28 protein-coding genes and 1 riboswitch are annotated in these 24,657 nt (G+C 64.0%); of the genes, 20 read left to right on the top strand and 8 right to left on the bottom strand.

Annotation, left to right across the window (positions count from 1 at the left end):
* Positions 1-22 precede the first annotated feature (22 nt).
* The 5 genes from ABIB90_RS15960 to ABIB90_RS15940 all read left to right on the top strand — a co-directional run bounded on the left by ABIB90_RS15960 (position 23) and on the right by ABIB90_RS15940 (position 6,180).
* Complete coding sequence (locus ABIB90_RS15960) at positions 23-1,162, top strand: ABC transporter ATP-binding protein (protein WP_007600793.1); 1,140 nt, start codon at positions 23-25, stop codon at positions 1,160-1,162.
* Between the two features lie 87 nt (positions 1,163-1,249).
* Positions 1,250-2,299: an ABC transporter substrate-binding protein gene (locus ABIB90_RS15955; RefSeq protein ID WP_354201099.1), complete on the top strand. Its 1,050-nt coding sequence runs from the start codon at positions 1,250-1,252 to the stop codon at positions 2,297-2,299.
* Positions 2,300-2,585: 286 nt separating this feature from the next.
* Positions 2,586-3,848: an ABC transporter permease gene (locus ABIB90_RS15950; RefSeq protein ID WP_354170882.1), complete on the top strand. Its 1,263-nt coding sequence runs from the start codon at positions 2,586-2,588 to the stop codon at positions 3,846-3,848.
* Complete coding sequence (locus tag ABIB90_RS15945; protein WP_354201098.1) at positions 3,845-4,672, top strand: ABC transporter permease; 828 nt, start codon at positions 3,845-3,847, stop codon at positions 4,670-4,672. Before ABIB90_RS15950 ends, ABIB90_RS15945 begins: the two co-directional genes overlap by 4 nt.
* 293 nt (positions 4,673-4,965) lie before the next feature.
* Positions 4,966-6,180, top strand: coding sequence for an ABC transporter substrate-binding protein (locus ABIB90_RS15940; protein WP_354201097.1), 1,215 nt, complete (start codon positions 4,966-4,968; stop codon positions 6,178-6,180).
* Positions 6,181-6,350: 170 nt separating this feature from the next.
* Here ABIB90_RS15940 and ABIB90_RS15935 read toward each other — a convergent pair whose 3' ends face one another.
* Positions 6,351-6,890 carry a PRC-barrel domain-containing protein gene (locus tag ABIB90_RS15935; RefSeq protein ID WP_007600783.1) on the bottom strand — a complete coding sequence of 180 codons (540 nt, stop codon included), beginning with the start codon at positions 6,888-6,890 and terminating at the stop codon, positions 6,351-6,353.
* Between the two features lie 227 nt (positions 6,891-7,117).
* Positions 7,118-7,696: a hypothetical protein gene (locus tag ABIB90_RS15930; protein WP_007600781.1), complete on the bottom strand. Its 579-nt coding sequence runs from the start codon at positions 7,694-7,696 to the stop codon at positions 7,118-7,120.
* A 180-nt stretch (positions 7,697-7,876) separates the two neighbouring features.
* On the opposite strand from ABIB90_RS15930, the gene ABIB90_RS15925 reads away from it, so the two are divergent.
* Positions 7,877-8,632, top strand: coding sequence for a response regulator (locus ABIB90_RS15925; RefSeq protein ID WP_007600780.1), 756 nt, complete (start codon positions 7,877-7,879; stop codon positions 8,630-8,632).
* 13 nt (positions 8,633-8,645) lie between these two features.
* Positions 8,646-9,971, top strand: a complete 1,326-nt coding sequence (locus ABIB90_RS15920) for an ATP-binding protein (protein WP_354201096.1) — start codon at positions 8,646-8,648, stop codon at positions 9,969-9,971.
* A gap of 2 nt (positions 9,972-9,973) precedes the next feature.
* Here the strand turns inward: ABIB90_RS15920 and ABIB90_RS15915 are convergent, their stop codons facing one another.
* A complete protein-coding gene (locus ABIB90_RS15915) occupies positions 9,974-10,204 on the bottom strand; it encodes a hypothetical protein (RefSeq protein WP_007600778.1) in 231 nt (76 codons plus the stop codon).
* A gap of 244 nt (positions 10,205-10,448) precedes the next feature.
* On the opposite strand from ABIB90_RS15915, the gene ABIB90_RS15910 reads away from it, so the two are divergent.
* The 8 genes from ABIB90_RS15910 (at position 10,449) to ABIB90_RS15875 (ending at position 17,666) form a co-directional block, all read left to right on the top strand.
* Complete coding sequence (locus ABIB90_RS15910) at positions 10,449-10,997, top strand: transglycosylase SLT domain-containing protein (RefSeq protein WP_354201095.1); 549 nt, start codon at positions 10,449-10,451, stop codon at positions 10,995-10,997.
* A 51-nt stretch (positions 10,998-11,048) separates the two neighbouring features.
* A riboswitch (TPP riboswitch) is annotated at positions 11,049-11,177 on the top strand.
* A complete protein-coding gene (locus ABIB90_RS15905; RefSeq protein ID WP_354201094.1) occupies positions 11,165-12,190 on the top strand; it encodes an FAD-dependent oxidoreductase in 1,026 nt (341 codons plus the stop codon). It overlaps the preceding riboswitch by 13 nt.
* On the top strand, positions 12,181-12,378 hold the full coding sequence (gene thiS, locus ABIB90_RS15900) for a sulfur carrier protein ThiS (protein ID WP_354201093.1): 198 nt from the start codon (positions 12,181-12,183) through the stop codon (positions 12,376-12,378). The genes ABIB90_RS15905 and thiS overlap by 10 nt, the downstream gene beginning before the upstream one ends.
* A gap of 190 nt (positions 12,379-12,568) precedes the next feature.
* Positions 12,569-13,351, top strand: coding sequence for a thiazole synthase (locus ABIB90_RS15895; protein WP_354201091.1), 783 nt, complete (start codon positions 12,569-12,571; stop codon positions 13,349-13,351).
* Positions 13,338-13,946 (top strand): thiamine phosphate synthase, encoded by a 609-nt coding sequence (locus tag ABIB90_RS15890; protein ID WP_354201090.1) that lies wholly within the window; start codon positions 13,338-13,340, stop codon positions 13,944-13,946. Before ABIB90_RS15895 ends, ABIB90_RS15890 begins: the two co-directional genes overlap by 14 nt.
* 165 nt (positions 13,947-14,111) lie before the next feature.
* On the top strand, positions 14,112-16,010 hold the full coding sequence (thiC, locus tag ABIB90_RS15885) for a phosphomethylpyrimidine synthase ThiC (protein ID WP_354201089.1): 1,899 nt from the start codon (positions 14,112-14,114) through the stop codon (positions 16,008-16,010).
* A gap of 30 nt (positions 16,011-16,040) precedes the next feature.
* Positions 16,041-17,003 carry a DUF2971 domain-containing protein gene (locus tag ABIB90_RS15880; protein ID WP_354201088.1) on the top strand — a complete coding sequence of 321 codons (963 nt, stop codon included), beginning with the start codon at positions 16,041-16,043 and terminating at the stop codon, positions 17,001-17,003.
* A gap of 120 nt (positions 17,004-17,123) precedes the next feature.
* On the top strand, positions 17,124-17,666 hold the full coding sequence (locus ABIB90_RS15875; RefSeq protein ID WP_354201087.1) for a mismatch-specific DNA-glycosylase: 543 nt from the start codon (positions 17,124-17,126) through the stop codon (positions 17,664-17,666).
* 121 nt (positions 17,667-17,787) lie between these two features.
* Here ABIB90_RS15875 and ABIB90_RS15870 read toward each other — a convergent pair whose 3' ends face one another.
* Entirely contained in the window at positions 17,788-18,225 is a 438-nt protein-coding gene (locus ABIB90_RS15870) for a VOC family protein (protein ID WP_354201086.1), read from the bottom strand.
* Between the two features lie 263 nt (positions 18,226-18,488).
* Here ABIB90_RS15870 and ABIB90_RS15865 point away from each other — a divergent pair, with 263 nt between their 5' ends.
* Entirely contained in the window at positions 18,489-19,151 is a 663-nt protein-coding gene (locus ABIB90_RS15865; protein WP_354201085.1) for a glutathione S-transferase family protein, read from the top strand.
* A 4-nt stretch (positions 19,152-19,155) separates the two neighbouring features.
* Here ABIB90_RS15865 and ABIB90_RS15860 read toward each other — a convergent pair whose 3' ends face one another.
* Positions 19,156-19,884 (bottom strand): SDR family oxidoreductase, encoded by a 729-nt coding sequence (locus ABIB90_RS15860; RefSeq protein ID WP_354201084.1) that lies wholly within the window; start codon positions 19,882-19,884, stop codon positions 19,156-19,158.
* 172 nt (positions 19,885-20,056) lie between these two features.
* On the opposite strand from ABIB90_RS15860, the gene ABIB90_RS15855 reads away from it, so the two are divergent.
* A complete protein-coding gene (locus ABIB90_RS15855; RefSeq protein WP_354201083.1) occupies positions 20,057-20,752 on the top strand; it encodes a glutathione S-transferase family protein in 696 nt (231 codons plus the stop codon).
* Positions 20,753-20,840: 88 nt separating this feature from the next.
* Here ABIB90_RS15855 and ABIB90_RS15850 read toward each other — a convergent pair whose 3' ends face one another.
* A complete protein-coding gene (locus tag ABIB90_RS15850) occupies positions 20,841-21,275 on the bottom strand; it encodes a hypothetical protein (RefSeq protein WP_027519692.1) in 435 nt (144 codons plus the stop codon).
* A gap of 450 nt (positions 21,276-21,725) precedes the next feature.
* Here ABIB90_RS15850 and ABIB90_RS15845 point away from each other — a divergent pair, with 450 nt between their 5' ends.
* From ABIB90_RS15845 to ABIB90_RS15835, 3 genes are all read left to right on the top strand, one after another.
* Positions 21,726-22,112, top strand: a complete 387-nt coding sequence (locus ABIB90_RS15845) for a RidA family protein (RefSeq protein WP_354201082.1) — start codon at positions 21,726-21,728, stop codon at positions 22,110-22,112.
* A gap of 153 nt (positions 22,113-22,265) precedes the next feature.
* Entirely contained in the window at positions 22,266-22,526 is a 261-nt protein-coding gene (locus tag ABIB90_RS15840; RefSeq protein ID WP_007600739.1) for a hypothetical protein, read from the top strand.
* Between the two features lie 245 nt (positions 22,527-22,771).
* The gene (locus ABIB90_RS15835) at positions 22,772-23,407 is read left to right on the top strand and encodes a hypothetical protein (RefSeq protein ID WP_007600737.1); all 636 of its coding nucleotides are present in this window, start codon (positions 22,772-22,774) and stop codon (positions 23,405-23,407) included.
* Positions 23,408-23,479: 72 nt separating this feature from the next.
* On the opposite strand, the gene ABIB90_RS15830 is transcribed toward ABIB90_RS15835, so the two are convergent.
* The gene (locus tag ABIB90_RS15830; RefSeq protein ID WP_354201081.1) at positions 23,480-24,022 is read right to left on the bottom strand and encodes an REP-associated tyrosine transposase; all 543 of its coding nucleotides are present in this window, start codon (positions 24,020-24,022) and stop codon (positions 23,480-23,482) included.
* A 61-nt stretch (positions 24,023-24,083) separates the two neighbouring features.
* On the bottom strand, positions 24,084-24,569 hold the full coding sequence (locus tag ABIB90_RS15825) for a J domain-containing protein (protein ID WP_354201080.1): 486 nt from the start codon (positions 24,567-24,569) through the stop codon (positions 24,084-24,086).
* Positions 24,570-24,657 lie beyond the last annotated feature (88 nt).

Genomic DNA, 24,657 nt, shown 5'->3' with positions numbered 1-24,657 from the left:
TGGCTGATAACGCGAGGACGACATGGAAGCCGGCATGGTCACGCCTGCGCCGGCACTGGTGCGCTTTTCCGGCATTCAGAAGACCTACGATGGCGAGCACCTCGTGGTGAAGAACCTCGATCTCGACATCAGGAAGGGCGAGTTCGTCACCCTGCTCGGTCCGTCGGGCTCGGGCAAGACGACCACCCTGATGATGCTGGCGGGTTTCGAGGTTCCGACCCATGGCGAGATCTACCTCGCGGACCGGCCGATCAAGAATGTGCCGCCGCACAAGCGCGACATCGGCATGGTGTTCCAGAACTACGCCTTGTTTCCGCACCTGACGATTGCGGAGAATATCGCCTTCCCGCTATCCGTCCGCAGCACGAACAAGGCCGAAGCGCAGGATCGTGTCAAAGCGGCATTGCGCATGATCAAGATGGAAAACCTGGCACAGCGCCGGCCCGGGCAGCTGTCCGGCGGTCAGCAGCAGCGCGTGGCGCTGGCCCGCGCCCTGGTTTTCAATCCGCAACTCGTGCTGATGGACGAACCCCTGGGCGCCCTGGACAAGCGCCTGCGGGAGCAGATGCAACTGGAGATCAAGCAACTGCACGAGACGATGGGCATCACCGTCGTCTACGTCACCCACGATCAAAGTGAAGCGCTCACCATGTCGGACCGCATCGCCGTATTCAACGACGGCATCGTGCAGCAGATCGACAAGCCCGACAGGCTGTATGAGCATCCGGTGAACAGCTTCGTCGCCCATTTCATCGGCGAGAACAATGTGCTGGCCGGCACCGTCGAGACGGTCGAGAAAGATTATTGCCGCGTTGCGCTGGCTGGCGGCGGCGCCGTGACCGCACGAGCGGTCAACGTATCAGGCGCGGGCGCATCGACCTCGCTGTCGGTGCGGCCGGAGCGGATCGCTATTATCCCGAATGGCACCTCCAGCGACGAACCGAACCGACTGCCGGCCAAGGTGCAGAACACCATCTATCTCGGCGACCACGCGCTGGCGGTGCTCGACGTCGCCGACAACAGGGAGTTTATGGTCAAGCTTCAGCCGGGGACGCATGACAGCCTGAGAGCTGGCAGCCTTACAGCTGGCAGCCTGAGACCTGGCGATGACGTGTTCATCACCTTCCGCCCGGAGGACTGCCTCGCCCTCGATCCCGTCTGATCCAACCATGCAGCAACGCTCCAACGCGGGCGGACCTACATCGACCAAGCTCAACGCAAGTCACGTGAAGAAGAAGGAACAAAGACCATGCTGAAGCGCAAGATTGTACTGGGGTTCGCCGCGGCATTCGCCGCCAGCGCGGCGCTGGCCACGGTCGCGCAGGCGCGTGACCTCACCGTCGTGTCGTGGGGCGGCGCGTATCAGGATGCCCAGAAGAAGGTCTATTTCGAGCCGTTCAAGAAAGCGACCGGTGTTGCGATGAACGACGAGTCCTGGGACGGCGGGGTCGGCGTGTTGCGCGCCAAGGTGCAGGGTGGTGCCGCCACCTGGGACGTCGTGCAGGTCGAGAGCGACGAACTGGCGGTTGGCTGCGAGGAAGGCCTGTTCGAAAAGCTCGACTATTCGAAGATCGGCGGCGAGGCCGCCTATATCCCACCGTCAGTCAACGCTTGCGGCGTCGGTGCCATCCTCTACGATTTCGTTCTCGGCTACGACAAGGACAAGCTGAAGGAGGCTCCCAAAGGCTGGACCGACTTCTTCGACACCAAAAAGATTCCGGGCAAGCGCGCCTTGCGTCAGGGCCCGAAGACCACGCTCGAGATCGCCCTCATGGCCGACGGCGTCGCGCCAAAGGACGTCTACAAGGTGCTGGCGACCGACGAGGGCGTCGAGCGCGCCTTCAAGAAGCTGGACACCATCAAGGGCGACATCGTCTGGTGGAAGGCCGGCGCCCAGCCGCCGCAATTGCTCGCCTCCGGCGAGGTGGCGATGACCTCGGTCTACAATGGCCGCATCGACACCGCGAACAAGAACGAGAAGAAGAATTTCGGCATGGTGTGGGACGGAGCCCTCTTCACCATCGACTCCTGGGTGATCCTGAAAGGCAGCCCGAACAAGGACGCGGCCTACAAGTTCCTGGACTTCGTCGGCAAGGCGGAGAACCAGTCGAAACTGTCGGAGAACATTGCTTATGGCACCTCGAACAAGGACGCAGCCGCTCTGCTCGCGCCTGCCGTTCTGAAGGATTTGCCGACAGCACCTGACAACATCAAGAACGCGGTCGAAATCAACGTTGCCTTCTGGCTCGAGAACATCGACCGCCTGACCGAGCGCTTCAACAAATGGGCAGCGAAATAGCGCGCGGCCGAACCGGCGTGCGGCGCGCATTGACAGCAGTTTCGTCGCGGCCATCCTTCGAGACGCCCGCCTTAGGCGGGCTCCTCAGGATGAGGACGTGCGCGGCAGCGACTTCGGAGAGCCTCATCCTGAGGAGACCGCCACCGGGTCCGCGCAAAGCGCGGCCCGATGACAGGCTCCGCGGTCGTCTCGAGGGACGAGGCGCTTGCTCAGATCGCTCCGAAAGGCCGCACGCGATTGCCACAGCCAAAATGACGAGAGATGTCCAGTCACAATGGGGCTCCCGATGACGGCAGCCTCCTCAATCGGCGCCGACGCGTTGGCCAAGGTGCCGCTCAAGCGCCGGCTGAAGCAGGCGGAGCGCGCGCGCCAGACCAAGGCGCTGGCACTCATTCTGCCGCTTCTCGTCTTCCTGCTCTTCACCTTCGCTGGGCCCATCGCCGGCATGCTGTGGCGTGCCGTCGATGACCGGGAGGTGCGTCTGGTTCTGCCTCAGACCATCGCGGCTCTCGCCAGTTGGGACGGCAGGGATCTGCCGGACGAAAAGGCCTACGCGGCGCTGGCAGGCGACATCATGGCGGCGCGCGCTTCCGGCACCATTGCGATTGCGGCCAAGCGGCTCAATTACGCGCTGAACGGGTTCCGTACGATCCTGACCAGCACCGCACGCAATCTGAAGACCGTGCCCGACCCCGGCACGGCGAGGGAGACGCTGGGCAAGATCAACCCGGCCTGGCGCGAACGCGCCACCTGGACCACGATCAAGGACGCCAGTGGTCCCATGACCGGCTTCTATCTTTTGTCGGCGCTCGATCTGACGCGGAACGCGGACGGCACGATCGTCGCAGCCCCGCCGGATCAGGCCATCTACCGCGACGTTTTCGTCCGCACCTTTCTCATCAGCCTCAGTGTCACGGTGCTGTGCCTGATCCTCGGCTTCCCGGTCGCTTACTTGCTGGCGGCGCTGCCGCCCGGCCGGTCGAACCTGCTGATGATCTTCGTCCTGCTGCCGTTCTGGACGTCTCTGCTGGTCCGCACCTGCGCCTGGATCGTGCTGCTGCAGAGCAAAGGCGTCGTGAACGACAGCCTGCTCTGGCTTGGCATCATCGACGCGCCGTTGCGCCTGATCTACAACCGCTTCGGTGTCTGCGTGGCCATGACCCACGTCCTGCTGCCGTTCATGATCCTGCCGCTGTACAGCAGCATGAAGGCGATCTCGCCTGCTTACATGCGCGCCGCCGCCTCGCTCGGCGCGCCGCCGCTCACCGCCTTTCTGCGGATCTACCTGCCTCAGACGCTGCCCGGCATCGGCGCGGGAAGCCTGCTCGTCTTCATCCTGGCGCTCGGCTATTACATCACCCCGGCCCTCGTCGGGGGCGCCGCCGATCAAATGATCAGCTACTTCATCGCGCTCTACACGACCGAGACGGCCAATTGGGGTCTTGCTTCGGCACTGGGTGCGGTGCTGCTGCTCGCCACTATTCTGCTCGCACTCGTCTACGGAAAGCTGGTGCAGGGACAGCAGGTGACGGGAGGGATGAAGAATTGAGCGACAATTCCTCCATCCGCACGCCGAGCCAGCGTATCGCGTGGACCGCGACCATCGTTATCTCCACGCTGGTGTTCATCTTCCTGATCGCGCCGATCCTTACGATCATGCCGCTGTCCTTCAGCTCGGGCTCGTACCTCACCTATCCGCTGCCGGGCCTCTCCCTGCGCTGGTACGACGACTTCATCAATTCGCCGCGCTGGATGAATTCGCTGAAGAACAGCATGATCATCGGTGTGGCCTCGACCCTGCTGTCGATGGTGCTCGGCACGCTGGCCGCGCTGGGGCTGGCGCAGTGGAAGAGCCGGTTCAAGCCGCTCGTGCTGGCCTTCGTGCTGTCGCCGGTCGTCGTGCCCGGAGTCATCACCGCGGTTGGTCTCTATTTCTTCTTCGCGCCGATCGGACTGACCGGCAGTTATCTCGGCTTGATCCTGGCCCACACCGCGTTGGCGACGCCCTTCGTCGTGATCACGGTCGGCGCGACGCTGCAAAGCTTCGACACCAATCTGGCCCGCGCCGCCGCCTCGCTCGGCGCCTCGCCGCTTGAGGCGTTCCGCCGCGTGATCCTGCCGCTGATCCTGCCCGGCGTGGCATCGGGGGCCCTGTTCGCCTTCGCGACCAGCTTCGATGAGGTGGTGATCGTGCTGTTCATGGCAGGTCCGGAACAGCGCACCCTGCCGCGCGAGATGTTCAGCGGAATCCGCGAGAACATCAGCCCGACCATCACGGCAGCGGCGGTGATCTTGACAACGGTCTCGGTCATCCTGCTCGCCACGCTGGAAGGCTTGCGCCGACGCAACGAACGGCTCAAGGGCGGCGCGTGAGCGCGCGGTGTCTTCTCCTTCTCCCCTTGTGGGAGAAGGTGGCGCGAAGCACCGGATGAGGGGTCTCTCTCCGCACCTTCGATTACAGTGAGACTCGCGGAGAGAACCCCTCACCCGTCTCGCCGCTAGCGCGGCGAGCTACCCTCGCCCACAAGGCGAGAGGGCAAAAACACCGCCGCGCCCTGCTTATTTCTCAACCCTCATCTCGCATCCCGGGCTTTGCTCCCGCGTCCGTTTGTCGCTAGAACGTGCCCGCAACAACGCCCAAACAACAACGCAAGGGAGAAAAACAAATGCAAAAACTCATCGTCGCGATCGCGGCCGGTCTCGCGCTCGCCGCCACGTCAGGCGCCGCGCAGGCGCAGATTTCCGACGACGTCGTCAAGATCGGCGTGCTCACGGATATGTCGAGCCTCTATGCGGACGCAACCGGCAAGGGTTCGCTTGCCGCAGTGGAGATGGCGGTCGCCGATTACGGCGCCAAGGTCGCGGGCAAGCCTGTCGCAGTGGTCTCCGCCGATCACCAGAACAAGCCCGATGTCGGCGTCAACATCGCGCGCAACTGGTACGACAACGACAAGGTCGACGCGATCTTCGACGTGCCGACCTCGTCGGTGGCGCTGCCGATCTCGGCGCTGACGCGCGAGAAGAACAAGATCCACATCAATTCCGGCGGCGGCTCATCCGATATCACGGGCGTCGCCTGCTCGCCCAACACGGTGCACTGGACCTACGACACTTATGCGCTGTCGAACGTCGCCGGCAAGGCGATGGTCAAGCGCGGGGAGGACAGCTGGTTCTTCGTCACCGCCGACTACGCCTTCGGCATGGCGCTGCAACGCGACGCCGCCAACGTCGTCAAGGAGAGCGGCGGCAAGGTGCTCGGCGAAGTCCGCCATCCGCTCAACTCGTCGGACTTCTCCTCGTTCCTGCTCCAGGCCCAGGCCTCAAAGGCGAAGGTGGTCGCGTTGGCCAATGCCGGCGGCGACACCACTAACGCCCTGAAACAGGCGGCCGAATTCGGCCTGACGCAGGGCGGCCAAAAGATGATCGCGTTGCTCATGGAGATCACCGACGTTCATTCGCTCGGCATCAAGTCGACGCAAGGCCTGATCATCACCGACGCGTTCTACTGGGACACCAACGAGGAGACGCGCGCCTTCTCCAAGCGCTTCAACGAGAAGGTCGGCCACATGCCGACCATGATCCAGGCGGGGCTCTATTCGGCGACCATGCATTATTTGAAGGCGATCGACGCCATCAAGTCGGACGAGGCACCGAAGGTGATGGAGCAGATGCGCAAAACGCCGGTCAACGACTTCTTCGCCAAGAACGGCAAGATCCGCATCGACGGCCGCATGGTCCACGATATGTATCTGTTCGAGGTCAAGAAGCCCGAGGAATCCAAGGGCGAGTGGGACCTCTACAAGCTGATCGCTACCGTGCCCGGCGACGAGGCCTTCCGCCCGCTCGACAAAGGCGGCTGCCCCCTGGTGAAGGGAAATTAGGGATATTCTCCGTCATTGCGCGCGAAGCGAAGCAATCCAGAAATGCATCCGCGGTGACAGCCTGGATTGCTTCGTCGCAAGAGCTCCTCGCAACGACGGCAGACGAAAAAACGCACGACAGCGCGCCCGGCAAAAACCGGGCGCGCTTCGTTTAGCCGTTCAGAACCGCGTTACTCCGAGTATTTGAACTCGGGCATGTTCTTCAGCTCGTCCTTGCTCGCATTGAACACGGCGTGGTCCGGATACCATTTCGACGAGGACGTGGCCGTCGTCGCGGGCTTGTTGTCGGTGCCGGTCGCGGCACCCGTCGTGGTGGTCGCCGCGGGCCGGTTGGCCGCGCTGTTCGGGTTGTTCCCGGCAGCGCCGGTGTAGGCAACGGCCTCGTTGACGAATTTCAGCTTCTCATAGGGCACCGCGACCAGATGCTCGCCCAGGCCGAGGAAGCCGCCGACGCCGATCACGGCGATCTTGATGTTGCCGCTCTTGTCCATCAGCAGATCGTTGATCGAGCCGATGTTCTCGTTGGCGTCGTTATAGACCTTGATGCCGTTCATCTTGGACGTACGCCACTGTCCCGACGCGGTCGTGGTCGTCGTCGAGGCGGCGGCAGCCGGCGCCTTGTCGGTGGTGGCGGTCGGATTTTGCGCGAACGCAACGGTTGCGAGCAGTGCGGTACCGGCGAGACCGGCCGCGATCGATTTCATCAACATATTGTCCTCTCCTTCAGCAGAAAACTCGTGCGGAGAAAACAGCTCGGATCAGTCCCAGTTCCGCGCGTGCTGCAATTTCGTCGCGTGCTGCGCGAGGATTGGAGCCGCGTGCGATTGTTCCTAAGTCACTCAGGAACATTTTGCAGCGCACTGTTCCTCGCGGACGATCGTGCGCCCTGGGTGAAGCAAGACCGCAGCGAGGAACGCGCCGATCTGCGTCACGCAGATCAGCTCCTGTAGTCGATCAGAAGCGCGGCGAAGTCCGAGCCGCCTGATGAGCTGCCGTTGGCGCCGTAAGACGACGACGACGATTGCGACTGCTGCAGCGCCTGGAGAAACTGCTGAAGGATCTCGGCCGTGGTGGAGGCGGTTGACGTGCTGCTGGTCGCGTCCGTTGACGACGAATCCGACGAGCTGTCGTCCGGCGGCGGACCTGGCGGGGGGCCGCCCGCACCCCCGGGACCGCCCGCACCACCGGGACCGCCGGCGCCATTGGCGAAGGCGGATTGGAATACGTTCTTCAGCTCGTCGGCCTGGTCTGACGTCAGCGTCCCGTTCGACACCTCGTTGGAGATGAGGTCGTCGATCTTCGAGTCGATGTCATCCTTGGAGGGACGCGCGCCGCTCGACTGATCGCTCGACCGGCCCTGCTGAAGCGCCGTGTCGATGTCGGTCAGCGCCGTCGAAAGCGCCGACTGGTCCGACGACGAGACCGTGCCGGCGGACACGTCCGATTGCAATTGCTGCTGCAGCCTCTGCAACGGCGACTGGTGGTGACCGGCGGAGGCCGCCGAAATCGAGGTCATGATGGCTCTGTGAGTTCTGCAGGGTTTCGTGGCCGACCAAGCCACGGTATGGTTAGCGCGCTTAACGAGACCTTGCCGCTTCCCTGCCCGGTGATGTCCTGCTGTTGCGGCATGGGCCATGGAAACAATCTGAAACAAATCTCTTCGCCATTTGGCCCGAATCTTGGACAAACAAAGCGCATGGCCCTTCCCAATCCCAACATCCTTGTCGTCGAAGACGACCGTGAAACCCGGACGTTGATTGCGAAATACCTCCGCAACAACGCCTGCAACGTCACCGCCGTGAGCGACGGCCGCGAGATGTCGCGCGCGATGGCCGATCATCGCGTCGACCTCATCATCCTCGACGTCATGCTGCCCGGCGAGGACGGCCTCAGCCTGTGCCGCAAGCTGCGCGCGGAAGGACAGACGCCGATCATCATGCTGACCGCACGCGGCGAGGACGTCGACCGCATCGTCGGCCTCGAAATGGGCGCGGACGACTATCTGCCGAAACCGTTCAACCCGCGCGAGCTGCTCGCCCGCATCAACGCGGTGCTGCGCCGCCAGGCGGCCGCGCAGGCGGCGAGCTCGATCGAGGGCGCCAGCACGCTCGCCTTCGAAAGCTGGCGCATCGATTTGCGCCTGCGCGAGCTGCGCAATCCCGACGGCGCGCGCGTCGCGGTGACCAGCGCCGAGTTCGACCTGCTGCGGACGTTCTGCGAGCGTCCCGGCCGCGTGCTCTCGCGCGACAGCCTGCTCGACCTCACGCAGGGGCGCAGCACAGGCTCGTTCGAGCGCTCGATCGACGTGCTGGTCAGCCGCATCCGCCGCAAGATCGAGCCCAATCCGGCCGATCCGACCATGATCAAGACGGTGCGCTCCGGCGGCTATCTGTTCACGCCAAGAACTGAAGCGGTCAGGACTGAAGCGGTCGCGGCGTCCCTGAGCAGCTGAGGGAACGCCGACGATGAAGCCGTTCGGGTTCTTCCACCTCAGGGGTATCGGCGGGCAGATCGCCGCGCTGGTGCTGGCTTCCACCGTCGCGCTGCATCTCGTCGTCACCGCCGCCTTCCTGATCGGCCGGCCGGACCGCCCGGACACGGCGCCGGACGGCGCGCCTCAATTGGCGGACGCCGCGGTGCTGCTCGGCTCGGCTGAGCAGGCCGAGCGGCCGCGCCTCATCGCAGATCTCGCGCGCGCCTTCCCGAAGCTCAACATCGAGACGTTCGCGCCCGGCACCGCGAACGTCGTCGACGACAGCGAAAGCCAACATTTGCACGGGATCCGCCGCCATCTCGGCCGCGGCTACAAGGTGGTGCAGCTCGCCCCCCAAGCCGGCGAGCACCGCATCGGCGTACAGCTGCCCGACGGCACTGTGATCGCCGGCCAGGTCCGTGGCGGCCCGCGGCCGTGGTTCTGGGGCGCACCGTGGCTGATGGCGCTGATGACCACCTTCATCTGCGTCACCGTGCTCGGCCTGTGGGCGGCGCGCGCGCTGGCGGCGCCGCTGTCGTCCTTTGCCAGGGCTGCCGAGAATTTCAGCCTGGACGGCGGGGCGGATCCACTTCCCGAGCGCGGCCCGGAAGAGATCCGCTCGGTCGCGCGCGCGCTCAACCGCATGCACGAGCGGATCGCGCGACTGATGTCGGACCGCACGCGGATGCTTGCCGCGATCAGCCACGATCTGCGCACACCCATCACGCGGCTGCGCCTGCGCGCCGAGTTCGTCGAGGACGAAGGCAACCGCAAGCGCATGCTGATCGATCTCGACCAGATGCGATCGATGCTGGAATCCGTTTTGTCGCTATTGCGCAACGACCGCCAGATCGAGGCAGTGACGCTGGTCGACATCGCGAGCGCGCTGCAGCTCATCGCCGACCAGTTCGGCGACATGGGTCATGTCGTGCACTATGCCGGCCCGCAATCCGCGACCGCCGTGGCGCGGCCCGACGATCTGCATCGCGGCGTCACCAACCTCGTCGAGAACGCAGTGCGCTTCGGCGCCGAGGTGACGATCCGGCTCGACATCTCGGCCGCCAGGCTCGTCATCGACGTCGAGGACGACGGTCCCGGCATTTCGGATGCGCGCAAGCAGGAAATGCTGGAGCCGTTCGTGCGCGGCGACGACGCCCGCACCATGGACGAGTCCACCGGCTTCGGCCTCGGTCTGTCGATCGCGCGCGCGATCGCCCTCGCCCATGGCGGCGAGCTGTCGCTGCACGACCGCGAGCCGCATGGGCTGATCGTGCGGATGCAATTGCCGGTATGGCAACAGCCGCGGCTTGCGGCCTAAGTTCAGGCCGCGAGCGGCGGGTGCTCGAGGGCAGCCTCGTCGAAGATCGCAATCGCCTCGAAGCGATAATTGCAGGCCTGGCAAGTCCAGAGATAGGAGACGCGCCCCTCGCCCGGCTCGACCCAGTCGGGCGTCGGGATCAGCGTGCCGCATTGGGCACAGGGATTGTTTCTGGGCAAATCGTGTTCTGACATGTCGCCGCTGTGGGCTTTGACCATGGTTGATTTTGTCATGGCACCTCTCCCGATTCGCTGGCCGTGACATACTCGCTTTCGTGCGCCCATGCGAATAGACAGGCCTGCTGTCGCGAGTTGTCCGCCTGAGGAAACTCTGACGCCAGCATTGAGTCGTCACAGCGGCTCGGCACCGCGAAAAAATTAACGGCGGCGTTTGGTCACATCATTGCCGCGTTCGGGAGGCCTAAACGGCAGCCGGGCGCAGGCCTTCAATCAGTCTCAGGGACCTCCGGGATATCTGATGAAAATTTTACGTATCGCCGCGCTGCTCGCGGCCGGACTGACGTTGCCACAGGCCGCATTCGCGGGCCAAGCGGAGTACGCCGAGATGGTCGCGGCCCACGCGCGCGCCAACGGCGTGCCGGAGGCGCTGGTGCATCGGGTCATCATGCGCGAAAGCCGCTATCAGCCCGGCCTGGTCGGCCATGGCGGCACCATCGGGCTGATGCAGATCAAGCTCGCGACCGCCCGCGGGGTCGGCTACACCGGCGACGCCGCCGGCCTGCGCGATCCCAACACCAACCTCACCTATGCCGTGAAATATCTCGCCGGCGCCTATCACGCGGCAAATGGCGACCACGCCCGGGCCGTTCGTTATTTCGCCGGCGGCTATTACTACGCCGCAAAGCGGCAGCAGCAGGAGGCAGTGCAAGTCGCCAATACGAACGAGGCCAATATGAGCGCCCCTTGGCTCGAGCCGAACGGCAATCCGCAGCCGATATTCGGCGCCGCGCCGCACCGGAAGCTCGCCCAGCGCGTTCGCAACGCTCGGGCACAGACGCCCAGGTAAGTGCGGTTCCCGCCAAACGCGTTGACACAGCCTGTCACTGGCATACATTAGAGCCGTTCCGAGGGGTGCTCCGAGGAGGAGCTGAGATACCGCTAAATGGGCAAATCCGCCCAGGACCGCGGTGACCCTTTGAACCTGATCCGGGTCATGCCGGCGAAGGGACAGGGATGTTGCAGACGACCAAGCGACCGGATTCCCCGGTATCCATCATCGGCGCAGGCATTGCTGGCGCCTGGCAGGCCTTGCTGTTCGCACAGGCCGGCCACGCCGTCACCTTGCACGAGCGCGGTGACGCCGACATGACCGACGCCACCAGCCATTGGGCCGGCGGCATGCTCGCGCCCTATTGCGAGGCGGAGGTTTCCGAACCCATCATCTCCAGGCTCGGCCTGCGCTCGCTCGACATCTGGCGGCGCGAGCTGCCCGACACGCCCTTCAACGGCTCGCTGGTCGTCGCCCACCCGCGCGAGCGCAACGATTTCGAGCGTTTTGCCCGGATGACCGAGGGCCATCGCCGGCTCGATGCCGCCGGCCTTGCCGAGCTCGAGCCGTCGCTCGAAGGCCGCTTCCGCGACGCGCTGTTCTTCCCGACCGAGGGCCATGTCGAGCCGCGCCGCGTGCTGCCGAAACTGCACGAGCGCATCCGCGCCGCCGGCGGCACCATCAAATTCGACAGCGACGTCGCCGCGGCCGAACTCGCAAAATTTGATCCTAACGGCCTCGTGATCGACTGCCGCGGCCTTGCTGCGCGCGACGAGCAGCCGGAGCTTCGCGGCGTCAAGGGCGAGATGATCCTGATCGAGACCGCCGAGGTGCAGCTCGCGCGCCCGGTGCGGCTGATTCATCCGCGCTGGCCGCTCTATGTGATCCCGCGCGAGGACAATCTGTTCATGCTGGGCGCGACCTCGATCGAGGCCGAAGACACCGGCGTCAGCGTGCGTTCCGCGCTGGAGCTGTTGGGCGCGGCCTATGCCGTGCACCCCGCCTTCGGCGAGGCCCGCATCGTCGAATTCGGCTCCGGCCTGCGCCCTGCTTTCCCCGACAATCTGCCGCGCATCGGCATCCGCGGCAACACGATCAGCGTGAACGGCCTCTACCGCCACGGCTTCCTGATCGCGCCTGTTCTGGCCGAGCTGACGCTTAGCTTTGTCGAGCGCGGCCAGATCGACAATGAGGTGATGCAATGCGCGTGATCGTGAACGGCGAGCAACGCGAGATCAATTCGGCCAGCGTGGACGCGCTGCTCAGCGAGCTCGATTACGAAGGCAACCATTTCGCGATCGCGCTCAACTACGACGTCGTGCCGAAGAGCCGCTGGGCCGAGACCGCGCTGAAAGCCGGCGACGAGATCGAGATCATCACACCGCGGCAGGGAGGGTGAGGATGGCTCTCCATTTATCGCCTAGGCGCGCGCCACACATTCCGCTGTCATCGCCCGGCTCGACCGGGCGATCCAGTACGCCGCGGCGTCTCGGTTCTAGCCGCACCGCCTCTGGAATACTGGATCCCCGCCCCCCGTGCGCCATTTGCGCACTGGGCGGGGATGACAGTGTCATTTGGAGAGACACCACATGGTGACCTTCTACGGCAAAACCTTCCCCTCCCGCCTCCTGATCGGCAGCGCGCTCTACCCCTCGCCTGCGATCATGCAGGCGGCGATCCGCGCCTCGGGCTCGAACATCGTCACGGTGTCGCTGCGGCGCGAATCCGCCGGCGGCAAGACCGGCGATGCGTTCTGGAATCTGATCCGCGAGCTCGATGTCACAGTGCTGCCGAACACCGCCGGCTGCCGCAGCGTGCGCGAGGCGGTGACGACGGCCAAGCTCGCGCGCGAATTGTTTGGCACATCCTGGATCAAGCTCGAAGTCATCGCCGACAACGACACGCTGCAGCCCGATGTGGTCGGACTCGTGGAAGCCGCAAGCCTCCTGATCAAGGATGGCTTTGAGGTGTTCCCCTATTGCACCGAGGATCTCTCGGTTGCCAACCGTCTCGTTGACGCCGGCTGCAAGGTGGTGATGCCCTGGGCGGCGCCCATCGGTAGCGCAAAAGGCATCACCAACCGCGACGCGCTCAAGCTGATGCGCGAGCGGCTGCCTGACATCACGCTGGTGGTCGACGCCGGCATCGGCGCGCCCTCGCATGCGGCGCAGGCGCTCGAGCTCGGCTACGACGCCGTGCTGCTCAACACCGCAATCGCAAAAGCCGCCGATCCCGTCGCCATGGCCAATGCCTTCCGCCTCGGTATCGAGGCCGGCCGCACCGCTTACGAAGCCGGGCTGATGAACGCCCGCGATTTCGCCTCCCCTTCCACCCCTGTCGTTGGGACACCGTTCTGGCATGCCGTATCCTGATCGCTTTTATCCCGTCGTCGACAGCCTCGCCTGGGTCGAGCGCCTGACCAGGCTCGGCGTCGGCACCATCCAGCTGCGCGCCAAAGACCTCGACGATTCGCAATCGCTGCAGATCGTCACCGATGCGCTGGCGATCACCGCGGGCACGCAAGCCAAGTTGGTCGTGAACGACTATTGGCGCGCGGCGATCGTCGCCGGCGCGAAATATCTGCATCTCGGTCAGGAGGACCTTGCCGACGCTGACCTCGCTGCGATCCGCGAGGCCGGCCTGTCGCTCGGCGTCTCAACCCACGACGATGCCGAGCTTGAAACGGCGCTCGCCGCCGAGCCCGATTATGTCGCGCTGGGCCCGATCTTCTTCACCACGCTCAAATCGATGCGCTTCGAACCGCAGGGCATTCCGAAGATCACGGAGTGGAAGAAGCGCATCGGCAATATCCCGCTGGTCGCGATCGGCGGCATCAAGTTCGAGCACGCCGCGGAGATCTTTGCCGCCGGCGCGGATTCCATCGCCGTCGTCAGCGACGTCACCCAGAATGCCGACCCGGATGCGCGGGTGCGGCAATGGCTCGGCCTGTCCGCGGAGGCGGCGTGATGCGCACTCTCTCCACCCGTCATTGCGAGGAGCACTTGCGACGAAGCAATCCAGACTGCCTCTGCAGAGAGATTCTGGATTGCTTCGCTGCGCTCGCAATGACGGAGCAAGAATTCACCGCCGTCGCTCAAACGCACGCACAACAGAATTAAACCGGAGGATCCCATGAACATCCGCTCCAACCCCGACAAGACCGTTCCCGCCGTCACCACCGGCCCGCTGCCCTCGTCGCGAAAAATCTTCGCCTCGCCCGATGCCGCGCCTGACCTGCGCGTGCCCCTGCGCGAGATCATCCTCTCTGAGGGCGCCGGCGAGCCGAACCTGCCGGTGTACGACACCTCCGGTCCCTACACCGACTCGAGCGTGACCATCGACGTCAACGCCGGTCTTGCGCGCGGCCGCAAGGCCTGGGTGCTGGAGCGCGGCGGCGTCGAGGAATATCAGGGCCGGCAGATCAAGCCGGAGGACAATGGCAGCGTCTCCACCGACAAGGCCGCGCGCGCCTTCTCGGCCTATCACCAGCCGCTGCGCGGCCTCGACGGCCACAAGATCACCCAGCTCGAATTCGCCCGCGCCGGCATCATCACCAAGGAGATGATCTACGTCGCCGCGCGTGAAAATCTCGGCCGCAAGGAGCAGCTCGCGCGCGCGGAAGCAGCGCTTGCCGACGGCGAAAGTTTTGGCGCGGAAGTGCCCGCCTTCATCACCCCGGAGTTCGTCCGCAGTGAGATCGCGCGCGGCCGCGCCATCATTCCCTGCAACATCAACCACAGTGAACTCGAGCCGATGATCATCGGCCGCAACTTTCTCACCAAGATCAACGCCAATATCGGCAACTCGGCGGTGACGTCATCCGTCGAGGAAGAGGTCGAGAAGATGGTGTGGGCGATCCGCTGGGGCGCCGACACCGTGATGGACCTCTCCACGGGCCGCAACATCCACACCACCCGTGAATGGATCCTGCGCAACGCGCCGGTGCCGATCGGCACCGTTCCGATTTATCAGGCACTGGAGAAGTGCGACGGCGATCCGGTCAAGCTGACCTGGGAGCTCTACAAGGATACGCTGATCGAGCAGTGCGAGCAGGGCGTCGACTATTTCACCATCCACGCCGGCGTGCGCCTGCAATACATCCACCTCACCGCCAACCGCGTCACCGGCATTGTTTCTCGTGGTGGTTCCATCATGGCGAAGTGGTGCCTGGCGCATCACAAGGAAAGCTTCCTCTACACCCATTTCGACGAGATCTGCGATCTCATGCGCAAGTACGATGTCTCGTTCTCGCTCGGCGACGGCCTGCGTCCGGGCTCGATCGCCGACGCCAACGACCGCGCGCAGTTCGCCGAGCTGGAGACGCTCGGAGAACTCACGAAGGTCGCGTGGGACAAGGGCTGCCAGGTCATGATCGAGGGCCCCGGCCACGTGCCGATGCACAAGATCAAGATCAACATGGACAAGCAGCTCAAGGAGTGCGGCGAAGCCCCGTTCTACACCCTCGGGCCCCTGACCACCGACATCGCGCCGGGCTACGACCACGTCACCTCCGGCATCGGTGCGGCCATGATCGGCTGGTTCGGCTGCGCCATGCTCTGCTACGTCACGCCGAAGGAGCATCTTGGCCTGCCCGACCGCAACGACGTCAAGGTCGGCGTCATCACCTACAAGATCGCCGCGCACGCGAGCGATCTCGCCAAGGGTCACCCGGCCGCCCAGCTGCGCGACGACGCCCTCTCCCGCGCCCGTTTCGACTTCCGCTGGAGCGACCAGTTCAACCTCGGCCTCGACCCCGAGACCGCCAAGAACTTCCACGACGAGACCCTGCCGAAGGAAGCCCACAAGGTCGCGCATTTCTGCTCGATGTGCGGGCCGAAGTTCTGTTCGATGAAGATCACCCAGGACGTGCGGGACTACGCGGCGACGCTGAACGATCCGAACGGCGTCGGCATGTCGATGAGCGGGACCGCCGAGGACGGCATGGCCAAGATGAGCGCGAAGTTCAAGGAGATGGGCGAGAACTTGTATCTGGATGCGGAGAAGGTGAAGGAGAGCAATCGGGTGTTGTGAGGCAATCACGACCTAGCTTCGAGAATCGCGATGTTTGATTTCGTTCCGCAACGACCGATTCCTCAGGAGCAGGACTCCGCTATCCGGGTAGCTGTATGGACACTGATGAGCGAGGCTTATCGGGACGTACAGCTGCCCCAAACTCTATATCACTACACAGATGCCGGAGGCCTAAAAGGCATTGTGGAAAGCGGGCTGCTTCGCGCGACGCATCTCGCTTTTATGAACGATGCGAGCGAATATCTCCATGCGGTATCGCTTCTTGCGCAGGAGATCGACAAAGCTCTCTTGATTGAAAGTGACCCGCTAAGGATCTGTCTGCTGAAGGAAGTCAAAGACCCCGTTGCCCTCGCTGGCCCGCAGCATGTCGGCCCCTATTTCGTCAGTTGCCTATCGAGTGAGGAAAACAGCCTTAATCAATGGCGCGCATATGGGCGCGGGGAAGGCGGCTACTCTATCGGCTTCGATCTCGTTAAGCTCAATCACCACGTTTTGGGCCTAGATGGTGTATTAGCGCCAGTGATCTATGAGCCCTCGCGGCAGTTAGCTTTGGTGCAAAAACTGCTCCAATGGGGGCTTTCGGAGTATCAGAAGGTTGCGGGTACTATACCCGCTAATGATCGCGACGAACATCGACGCGATTGGGCCCATATGTTTTTGTGGCGCGCTACAGCTGCCGCGCCGTTGATCAAGAACCCTGCATTTGTTGAAGAACGAGAGTGGCGAATCATCTTTAGGCCAGCCTGGAAAGAACAGGTGCGACTTTTGCCAAGATCAACGGGACTCGCCCCGTTTGTCGAGCTAAAGCTCGGCACAGCCGCCGCGGAGATATCCTCAGAACGATTGAAACATTTGGGGCGCGCTAGTCTTCCTGATCGCCTGCCGATTACGAAGCTGTGGTCCGGTCCGGGCAGAGCCCGATACGTCTTTGTTGGCCGGCCGTACGCTGCTCGAACAAATGGGTTACGATGGGGTATTCTTGGAAGCGTCTAAGATACCGTTCCGGGTAGGATGAGCTCAGCAAACGTAGCCCGGATGAGCGCAGCGACATCCGGGTCTTTGCCGTCCCGCATATCGCTCCGCTCATGCGGGCTACAGCCCCGGATAGTTGACGTGCCCGCCGCCACCCCCCACCTCCTCCCCGACCAGCTCCGCCCCAACCTCCGCCTCGTCTTCGTGGGCACCGCTGCCTCGACGCGTTCGGCCGAGCTGGGGCACTACTACGCCCATCCCGGCAATCGCTTCTGGCGCGCGATCGATGAGGCAGGGATCACGCCGCGGCGCTATCAGCCGGGCGAGTTCGCAAGCCTGCTCGAGCTCGGGATCGGCTTCACTGATCTGTCGAAGTCGGGCGCCGGAATGGATCACCAGATCGCGGCTGAGACAATCGACGTGCCGGGGTTCAGGGCCAAGATCGAAAAGTTTCGCCCGAGGACGATTGCATTCACGAGCAAGAAGGCGGCGAGCTTGTTTTATGGCAGGCCGTCGAGCGGGATTGCGCTGGGGCGGCAGCCGCGGGATGAGAGCTTGCCCGAGGTGTTCGTGCTGCCGTCGCCGTCGGGTGCGGCGTCCGGGCATTGGACGCTGGAGCCGTGGCGCGAGCTTGCGGCGTGGGTCGCTGCACTGGACACTCAACACCCACAGACCTCATCCTGAGGAGACCGCGTAGCGGGCGTCTCGAAGGATAGCCGCGGCGGGATGTGGGCCTGCATGGTTCGAGACGGCGCTACGCGCCTCCTCACCATGAGGAGTTGGCACCGTCACCACGGCCCGCCCCTCAGCCCGTATACGCCTTGTCCAGATCCGCAATCACGATCTTTCTCATCTGCATCATCGCCTGCATGACGCGGTTCGCCTTGCTGCGGTCGGGGTCGCCGAGGTAGCGGCCGAGCGCTGATGGGATCACCTGCCAGGACAGCCCGAACTTGTCCTTGAGCCAGCCGCAGCGGGATTCTTCGCCGCCGGCGGCGGTGAGCCTGTCCCAGAAATAGTCGACTTCCGCCTGCGTTTCCACGCTGATGAAGAACGACACCGCTTCGTTGAACTTGTATTGCGGGCCGCCGTTGAGCGCGTTGAAGCGCTGGCCTTCGAGCTCGAACACCGCCATGAAGTCGCTGACGGTCTCGACCTTTGCATTGGGAAACACCGATTTGTAGAAGGCGACCGCCTCCGGCACGTTGTTGTCGAACCAGAGAAACGGCGTGATGGAGGTCATGAATGGATATCCTTTTGCCTCGGGCGGGCGCGCGGCGGCGCGCCGATGTTCCAAGGACGAGGCAGGAGGCAACGATCCGACAGTGGCGGCGGGTTTTTCTTGTAGCCCGGATGAGCGACAGCGACATCCGGGGCCGGCAGCTGCCCCGCATATCGCTATCGCTCATGCGGGCTACGGGTCCACGAAAACCCATTAACCTGTCGGAATCCACTCATTCCATTCGTCCTCCGAACGCAAAACGCGATCAACCCCGGAGACCTCCGATGCCCCCCACCCTCACCGCCTTCGCAAACTCGCCCGACCGCGGCCGTGGACAAGCGCGCGACATGCGGGTGCGCTGGGCGCTCGAGGAGGTGGGGCAGCCTTACGACGTGCGTCTGGTTTCGTTCAAGGACATGAAGGCGCCCGCCCATCTCTCCCTGCATCCGTTCGGGCAGATTCCAACCTACGAGGACGGCGACCTCGCCTTGTTTGAGTCCGGCGCGATCGTACTCCATCTCGCGGAGCGTCATGCCGGGTTGCTGCCGACGGAGCCGAACGCCCGGGCCCGCGCGATCGCGTGGATGTTTGCCGCGCTCAGCACACTGGAGCCGCCGATCGTCGAGCTCGGGATGGCCATGCTGTTCGAGCGCGACAAGAGCTGGTACGCGGAGCGGCTGCCGATGCTGCAGGATCGCGTCCGTGTCAGGCTCGGCGAATTGTCCCGCCGCCTCGGCGATGCCGGCTGGCTCGACGGTGCGTTCGGCGCCGGCGATCTCATGATGGTGACGGTGCTGCGCCGGTTGAACACATCGGGGCTGCTGGACGAATATCCCGATATCGCCGCCTATGTCGCCCGCGGCGAAGCGCGGCCCGCGTTCAGGCGGGCATTCGAGGCGCAATTGGCGGTGTTCACCGCCGCATCGAAGGGTTCGCAGGACCGTTAGCGCCCTAAAGATCGAAATTGGTCGGCAGCATGACCACGTCACGAATTGTCATGCCGCGCGGCCGCGTCAACATGAACATCACGACCTCAGCCACGTCGCTGGCCTCCAGCAGGCTTCCCGAGTCCCTGGCTTCCTTCAGCTTCTCCGGCGGCCAGTCCGCGAGCAGTGCACTGACGACCGGGCCTGGCGAGATCGAGCCGACGCGGATGCCGTGCTTGAAGACCTGGCGCCGCACTGTCTGGACGAAGCAGTTGACCGCCCATTTGGACGATGCATAGACCGGCTCCCATGGGGTCGGAAAATGCGCCGCCAGCGAGCTCGTGACGATGATGTCGCCGGTCCCGCGCGCGATCATGTGCGGCAGCACGTCGTGCACGTTCTTCATCACGACGTTGACATTCAGGTTCAGCATCCGGTCGATCGCCACGGTGTCGGCATCGACCAGATCGCCACCGACATACGTGCCGGCATTCGCATGCAGGATGTCGAGCTGGCCGGCCTGCTCCAGAACGCGCGGCAGCAGCGTTGCGCAGTCTTTTGGGTCCAGCAGGTCGACAAGTAGCGGGATCACGGCGTCGCCGTGCTTGTCGCGGAGCGACTTCAGCGCGGCCTCGTCGCGATCAACCATCACCACGCGCGCGCCGGCGGCCAGCATCGCCTCGGTGCTGGCCAATCCGATGCCGGACGCAGCCCCGGTCACGGCCGCAACCTTGCCTTCCAACTCTCTCGCCATAGGGTCACCATCGCTGACGTCACGGGGATGCGGAGTATAACAATCCCGGATGGCGTTGTCGGGGCAAACCAGCAACGATGCCGATCGTCCGCCGAGGGCGGCGGCGCACAAAGCACGAGACTGTTGCAAGGGCGTCACTGCGGCGATACGACTTCAGCTTGAGGAGCGTCCCATGCTGACCCTCTACTCCTATCCAGAGCTGTTCGGCGTCGCCGACAACAACGGCTACGGCCTCAAGGTCTATGCCTTTCTGAAGCTCGCTTGCGTACCATTCGTGCATGAGCACGTATTCGATGCCTCCGCCGCGCCGCGCGGGCAGCTGCCGTACGTCGTGGACGACGGCGAGACGATCGGCGACAGCGAGACCATCATCGCGCATGCGACCGCGAAATACCGGCTGACCATCGACGCCGCGCTAACTGCGGAGCAGAGGCGGACCAACCACTTCGTCACGCGCATGCTCGACGATCTCTATTGGGTGATGTCGTATTCGCGCTGGAAGGACGAGCGTTATTATCCCGCGTTTCGCGACGCCTTCATCGCGCAGCACAAGCAGATCGACGCGGCAGGGTTCGAGAAGGCGAAGGCGTATAATGCGCAGCGTTATCACTTCCAGGGCATCGGCCGCTACACGCCCGAGCAGGCCTATGCGCGGGGGCTCGCCGATCTGCAGGTGCTGGCGGAGATCGTGCCGGCGGCCGGCTTCGTCCACGGCGCGGCGCCGACTAGCGTCGATGCCGGCATCTACGGCTTCATCGCCAACATTTTCTTCTTTCCGATCCCGACACCGCTGAAGGCGTTCGTCGATGCGCACGCAAATCTCGTCGCACATTGCGAACGGATTCACGCGGCGGTGACGGGAACGTAGCCCGGATGAGCGACAGCGACATCCGGGACCGAGGGTTGACCCGCATGTCGCTCTCGCTCATGCGGGCTACGAATTGAGCTGATCGCCCCTACCGCATCGTGATCGCAAGGCCGCTGAGATCCGCATTCGCCATCAGGCCGACTTGCGTGCCGGACAGCTCGAGCACGGCGCCCTTCTGGTTGGTCAGCACGATCGCACGCGCGCCGCGGCCCACTGCGATGCCGGCACCGGCGGCGCCGTAGACGCCGGCGATATCGGAGGGCCGGTTGATGTTGGAGACGCGGCCGCGCAGCACGGTCTTGGAGCCGCCGAAGACGAGGCCGTAGTCGAGACCGCCGGTCGAGAGCGAATAGGCGCGGCCGCGGAAGTTCAGGACGCCCGAACCGCCGGAGCCGCCGATGATCCAGCCCGCCTTGTAGATCGTCAGCACCACGGTGCCGCCGTCGGCCAGCGCCGAGGTCGAGAGGCCGGCAAGCGCGGCAATGCCGACCAGCGCGGCGCGAAGGGTGGATGCGAACTTCATGGGAGTCTCCGGGGGCTATTCTTCAAGGAGGGCAACGAATCGAACGAGCGGAATCTATCCGATGGATCGGGGCGGCAACATGATGGGGTGAGCGTGAGTCGTGGTTCTGTAGCAACACACTCAACTGTCATCGCCCGGTTCTACCGGGCGATCCAGTATTCCAGAGGGGGCAATGGTGAACCGAGAAGCCGCAGCGTACTGGATGCTCGGTCAAGCCGGAGCATGACGGCGGAGTTTGGCGCGACAAGACGCTCACCCGCCATCATGCCATTCTGCCCCTGTTTTGCCCGACGGAGCAACGGTTATTTTGCTTTTCCCGAAGTCAAAAAGAAAGCTCAATGATTCCCGCTGGATGCCTACTGTGCATGGGGTTGTTTTCGCGTTTTTTGTTGGAGGCGCCCTAACCTGCCGCTACGCTTGCGCTTCCTGCCGTCCATCCGAGGTGATCTCATGCCGATCCAGCATTTCGCGCCCCCGCCCCACATCAAGGCGCCGCCGCTGTCCTTTGCCACGCGCACCGGCGATCTCCTGTTCGTCTCCGGCATTCCCGGCTTCGACGCGAGCGGCGCGCTTCCCGAAGGCTTCGAGGCGCAGTTCGCCAATGTCGTCCTCAACATCAAGCGCGTGCTGGCGGAGGCCGGCGCCGCGATCCGCGATCTCGTCAAGGTCAACGTGCTGCTGACCCGCGCCTCCGACGTCGCCGCCATGAACGCACTCTATGCCGGCGCCTTCGGCCCGCCGCCCTACCCTGCCCGCACCACCTGCGTGGTCCACGCACTGCCCGATCCGAAGATGCTGATCGAGATCGAGGCGGTCGCGTCGCTGGCCAAGGGGTAGACGAGTGATCGTCAGGCGACAGTCAAGGGATAAGGGTCGTTCGAACGGCCGATCAACGGCTGACTTATCCGTGAACGGTCGCCGCCCCGCTTGCCAGCCGCGCAGATTTGCCGCACCAGTTTCCGTCTCACGTTCCCCATCAGGAGATATTTCATGCGTCGCGTTCTCGCCCTCTGTGCCGTTGCCGGCATCGCCACCTCCGTGTTCGCCGTGCCGGCCTCTGCGGCGGTCGGTTATTACGTGATCCGCTGGGACAACACCGGCATCTGCCAGGTCTGGAACGAGGACCTCAAGTACAAGCCGTTCCAGTGGGGCGTGTCGACCTACAAGGTCGTCAGCAAGCCGCTCCCGACCTTCACCGCCGCCTCGGAGCTCCAGATCAAGCTGCGCGGGGAGCGCCGCTGCACGCTCTAGGCCTGAGGCGACAGATCGGATTTCAAAGGGCGGATCGCGCGAGCGGTCCGCCTTTTTCTTTTCGACGCGCCACTGGTTTTTCGGCCGAGATCGCGCATTTTCCGCGCACCCGCTTTGAACCTGGCCAGCTGGCGGACCTACTCACATCTTGTTCGGGGCGCCTCCCAGCGTCCCGCGCCAACCAGCATCCTTGCCCGCTTGTTTTTGCCCGCTTGTTTTTCACCTCGCGGCTTTGGAGCCAATCGATGCGCGCGCCGACGAAAGCCACGGTTCTGGCCGCATCGCTGCTGATCGCCGCAACGGCAAACGCACAGGCCCCGCAATCCTTCCGCGTGATCTCGCCGGTGTTCGGCCAGTTGGTCAGCTTCGCGATGCCGTCGAATTTTTCCGCGGTGTTCGAGAACACCAAGGGCGGCCACTACATCCGCGAGGCCGTACTGAAGGGCGAGACGCCTGAACGCTGGACCGAGATGATCACCGTGACCGGCGAGAAGGGCATGACGCTCACTCCAGGTTCATCGCCGGAGAAATTCGCGGGCTCGATCGCAAGCGGTTTCAAATCCGCCTGCCCCGACAGCTTTGCGGCAAGGCCGCTTGGCGCCACCACGTTCGGCCGGTTCGAAGGTTTCGTCGCCGTGATCGGCTGCGGCCGCGTCGACAGCGGTCCGACCCGGCACAGCGAAACCGCACTCCTGGTCACGCTGAAGGGCACGAGCGACTACTACACGATCCAATGGGCCGAGCGCGGCCCCGAAACCGACCAGCCGCCGGTGAACGACGACCGCTGGCAGGCCCGTCTGCGCGCGCTCAGCCCGATCGAGCTCTGCCCGATCGTAGCAGGCGAAGCCGCGCCCTATCCGAGCTGCGTGAACAAGAGCTGAGGCTCGACTCCAAGTCCGACGTCCGTAGCCCGGATGAGCGAAGCGATATCCGGGAATTCAACCTACGCCCGGTCAGCCTCCCTCGGCTCGCTCACCGAAAGCAATCCCGCTTTCGCCGGCATCGCCCGCCCAATCTTCCGGGAGCAATCCCGCCCGCACATATCGGTGAAAGGACGAATGCGGCCAATCACAAACGCGCTGGACGTAGCGATGTTTAATTGGGTTGAAGTGAATGTAATCCACGTGGCGGGCGAAATCATCTTCGTCGCGAACCGTGTGCTCCCAGTAGCGTCGTTGCCACAGAGCCAATTCTCCATTGGAGTGGCGGGCTACGTCGATACCCGCATGCAGTAGTGCGCTGCTGAAATGCCCCTTGATCCTTCGCCAACGTCCCGCGAAATCGGCGTCATGCGGCGGGAGGTTCATGACGACATGCAAATGGTCCGGAAGGATCACAATCGCATCGACCTCGAACGGGCGCTCCCTGCGAGCGGCCCGAAAGGCATCGCGCAGGGCGTCAACGTTCTCAATCAAAATGGTCGATCGGCGGTCGAAGAGCGCTACAGTAAAAAAGTAGGTGCCGCCGGGAAGAAAATTTCTGCGATACAGAACCATGGGCTAGACCCGTCCCGGATGTCGCTTCGCTCATCCGGGCTACAGGATAGCACATGAGCTCTCACGCGTCCTTGTAGGCGCGGGGATGGATCAGGATATCGCGCGCGGCGGCAAGGTCGATGAACGCTTGGGCGCTGCCGCCGTGGTCGGGGTGCATGCTCTTGGCGGCGCGACGATAGGCCTGGTTGATGTCCTCGCAGGTGAGCTGCACCGCGAGCGGTAGGCCGAGCACCTTGCGGGCGCGATCCTCGCTGGACAATTTTTTCGGCGCAGCATTGCGGCGGCCGAAGCGCGGCGCGGTCAGGTCGTGAACGACGTCGAGCACCACGCCGAGACGGCGCCGGGCCGCCAGCGTGACGCTGTGATCGTCATTGTCCACGGCCTGGCGCAGCACCGGAAGCGCCTGCTCGGCGGCCTGACGCAGCATGGTATCGGTGCTCATCCGCGCGACCTCGGCGACCAGCCGGCCCGCCTCGGCCCAATCGGCGCCGTCCACCGACCGCAGGCGTTCGAGTGCGAATTTCCAGGATTCGAGCCGTTCCATCATGCGCGCAACGTTTAGCAATCAAGACCAGTATGCCAAGGCCGCCGTTTCCGACCCCTTAATTTCGAGTTAGCCTTTCATGAAACTTCGA

It is taken from the genome of Bradyrhizobium sp. JR4.1, assembly GCF_040548605.1.
GTDB lineage: Bacteria > Pseudomonadota > Alphaproteobacteria > Rhizobiales > Xanthobacteraceae > Bradyrhizobium > Bradyrhizobium canariense.
The sequence above is the reverse complement of the archived record's forward strand: the minus strand, read 5'-3'. Positions and strand labels throughout refer to the sequence as shown.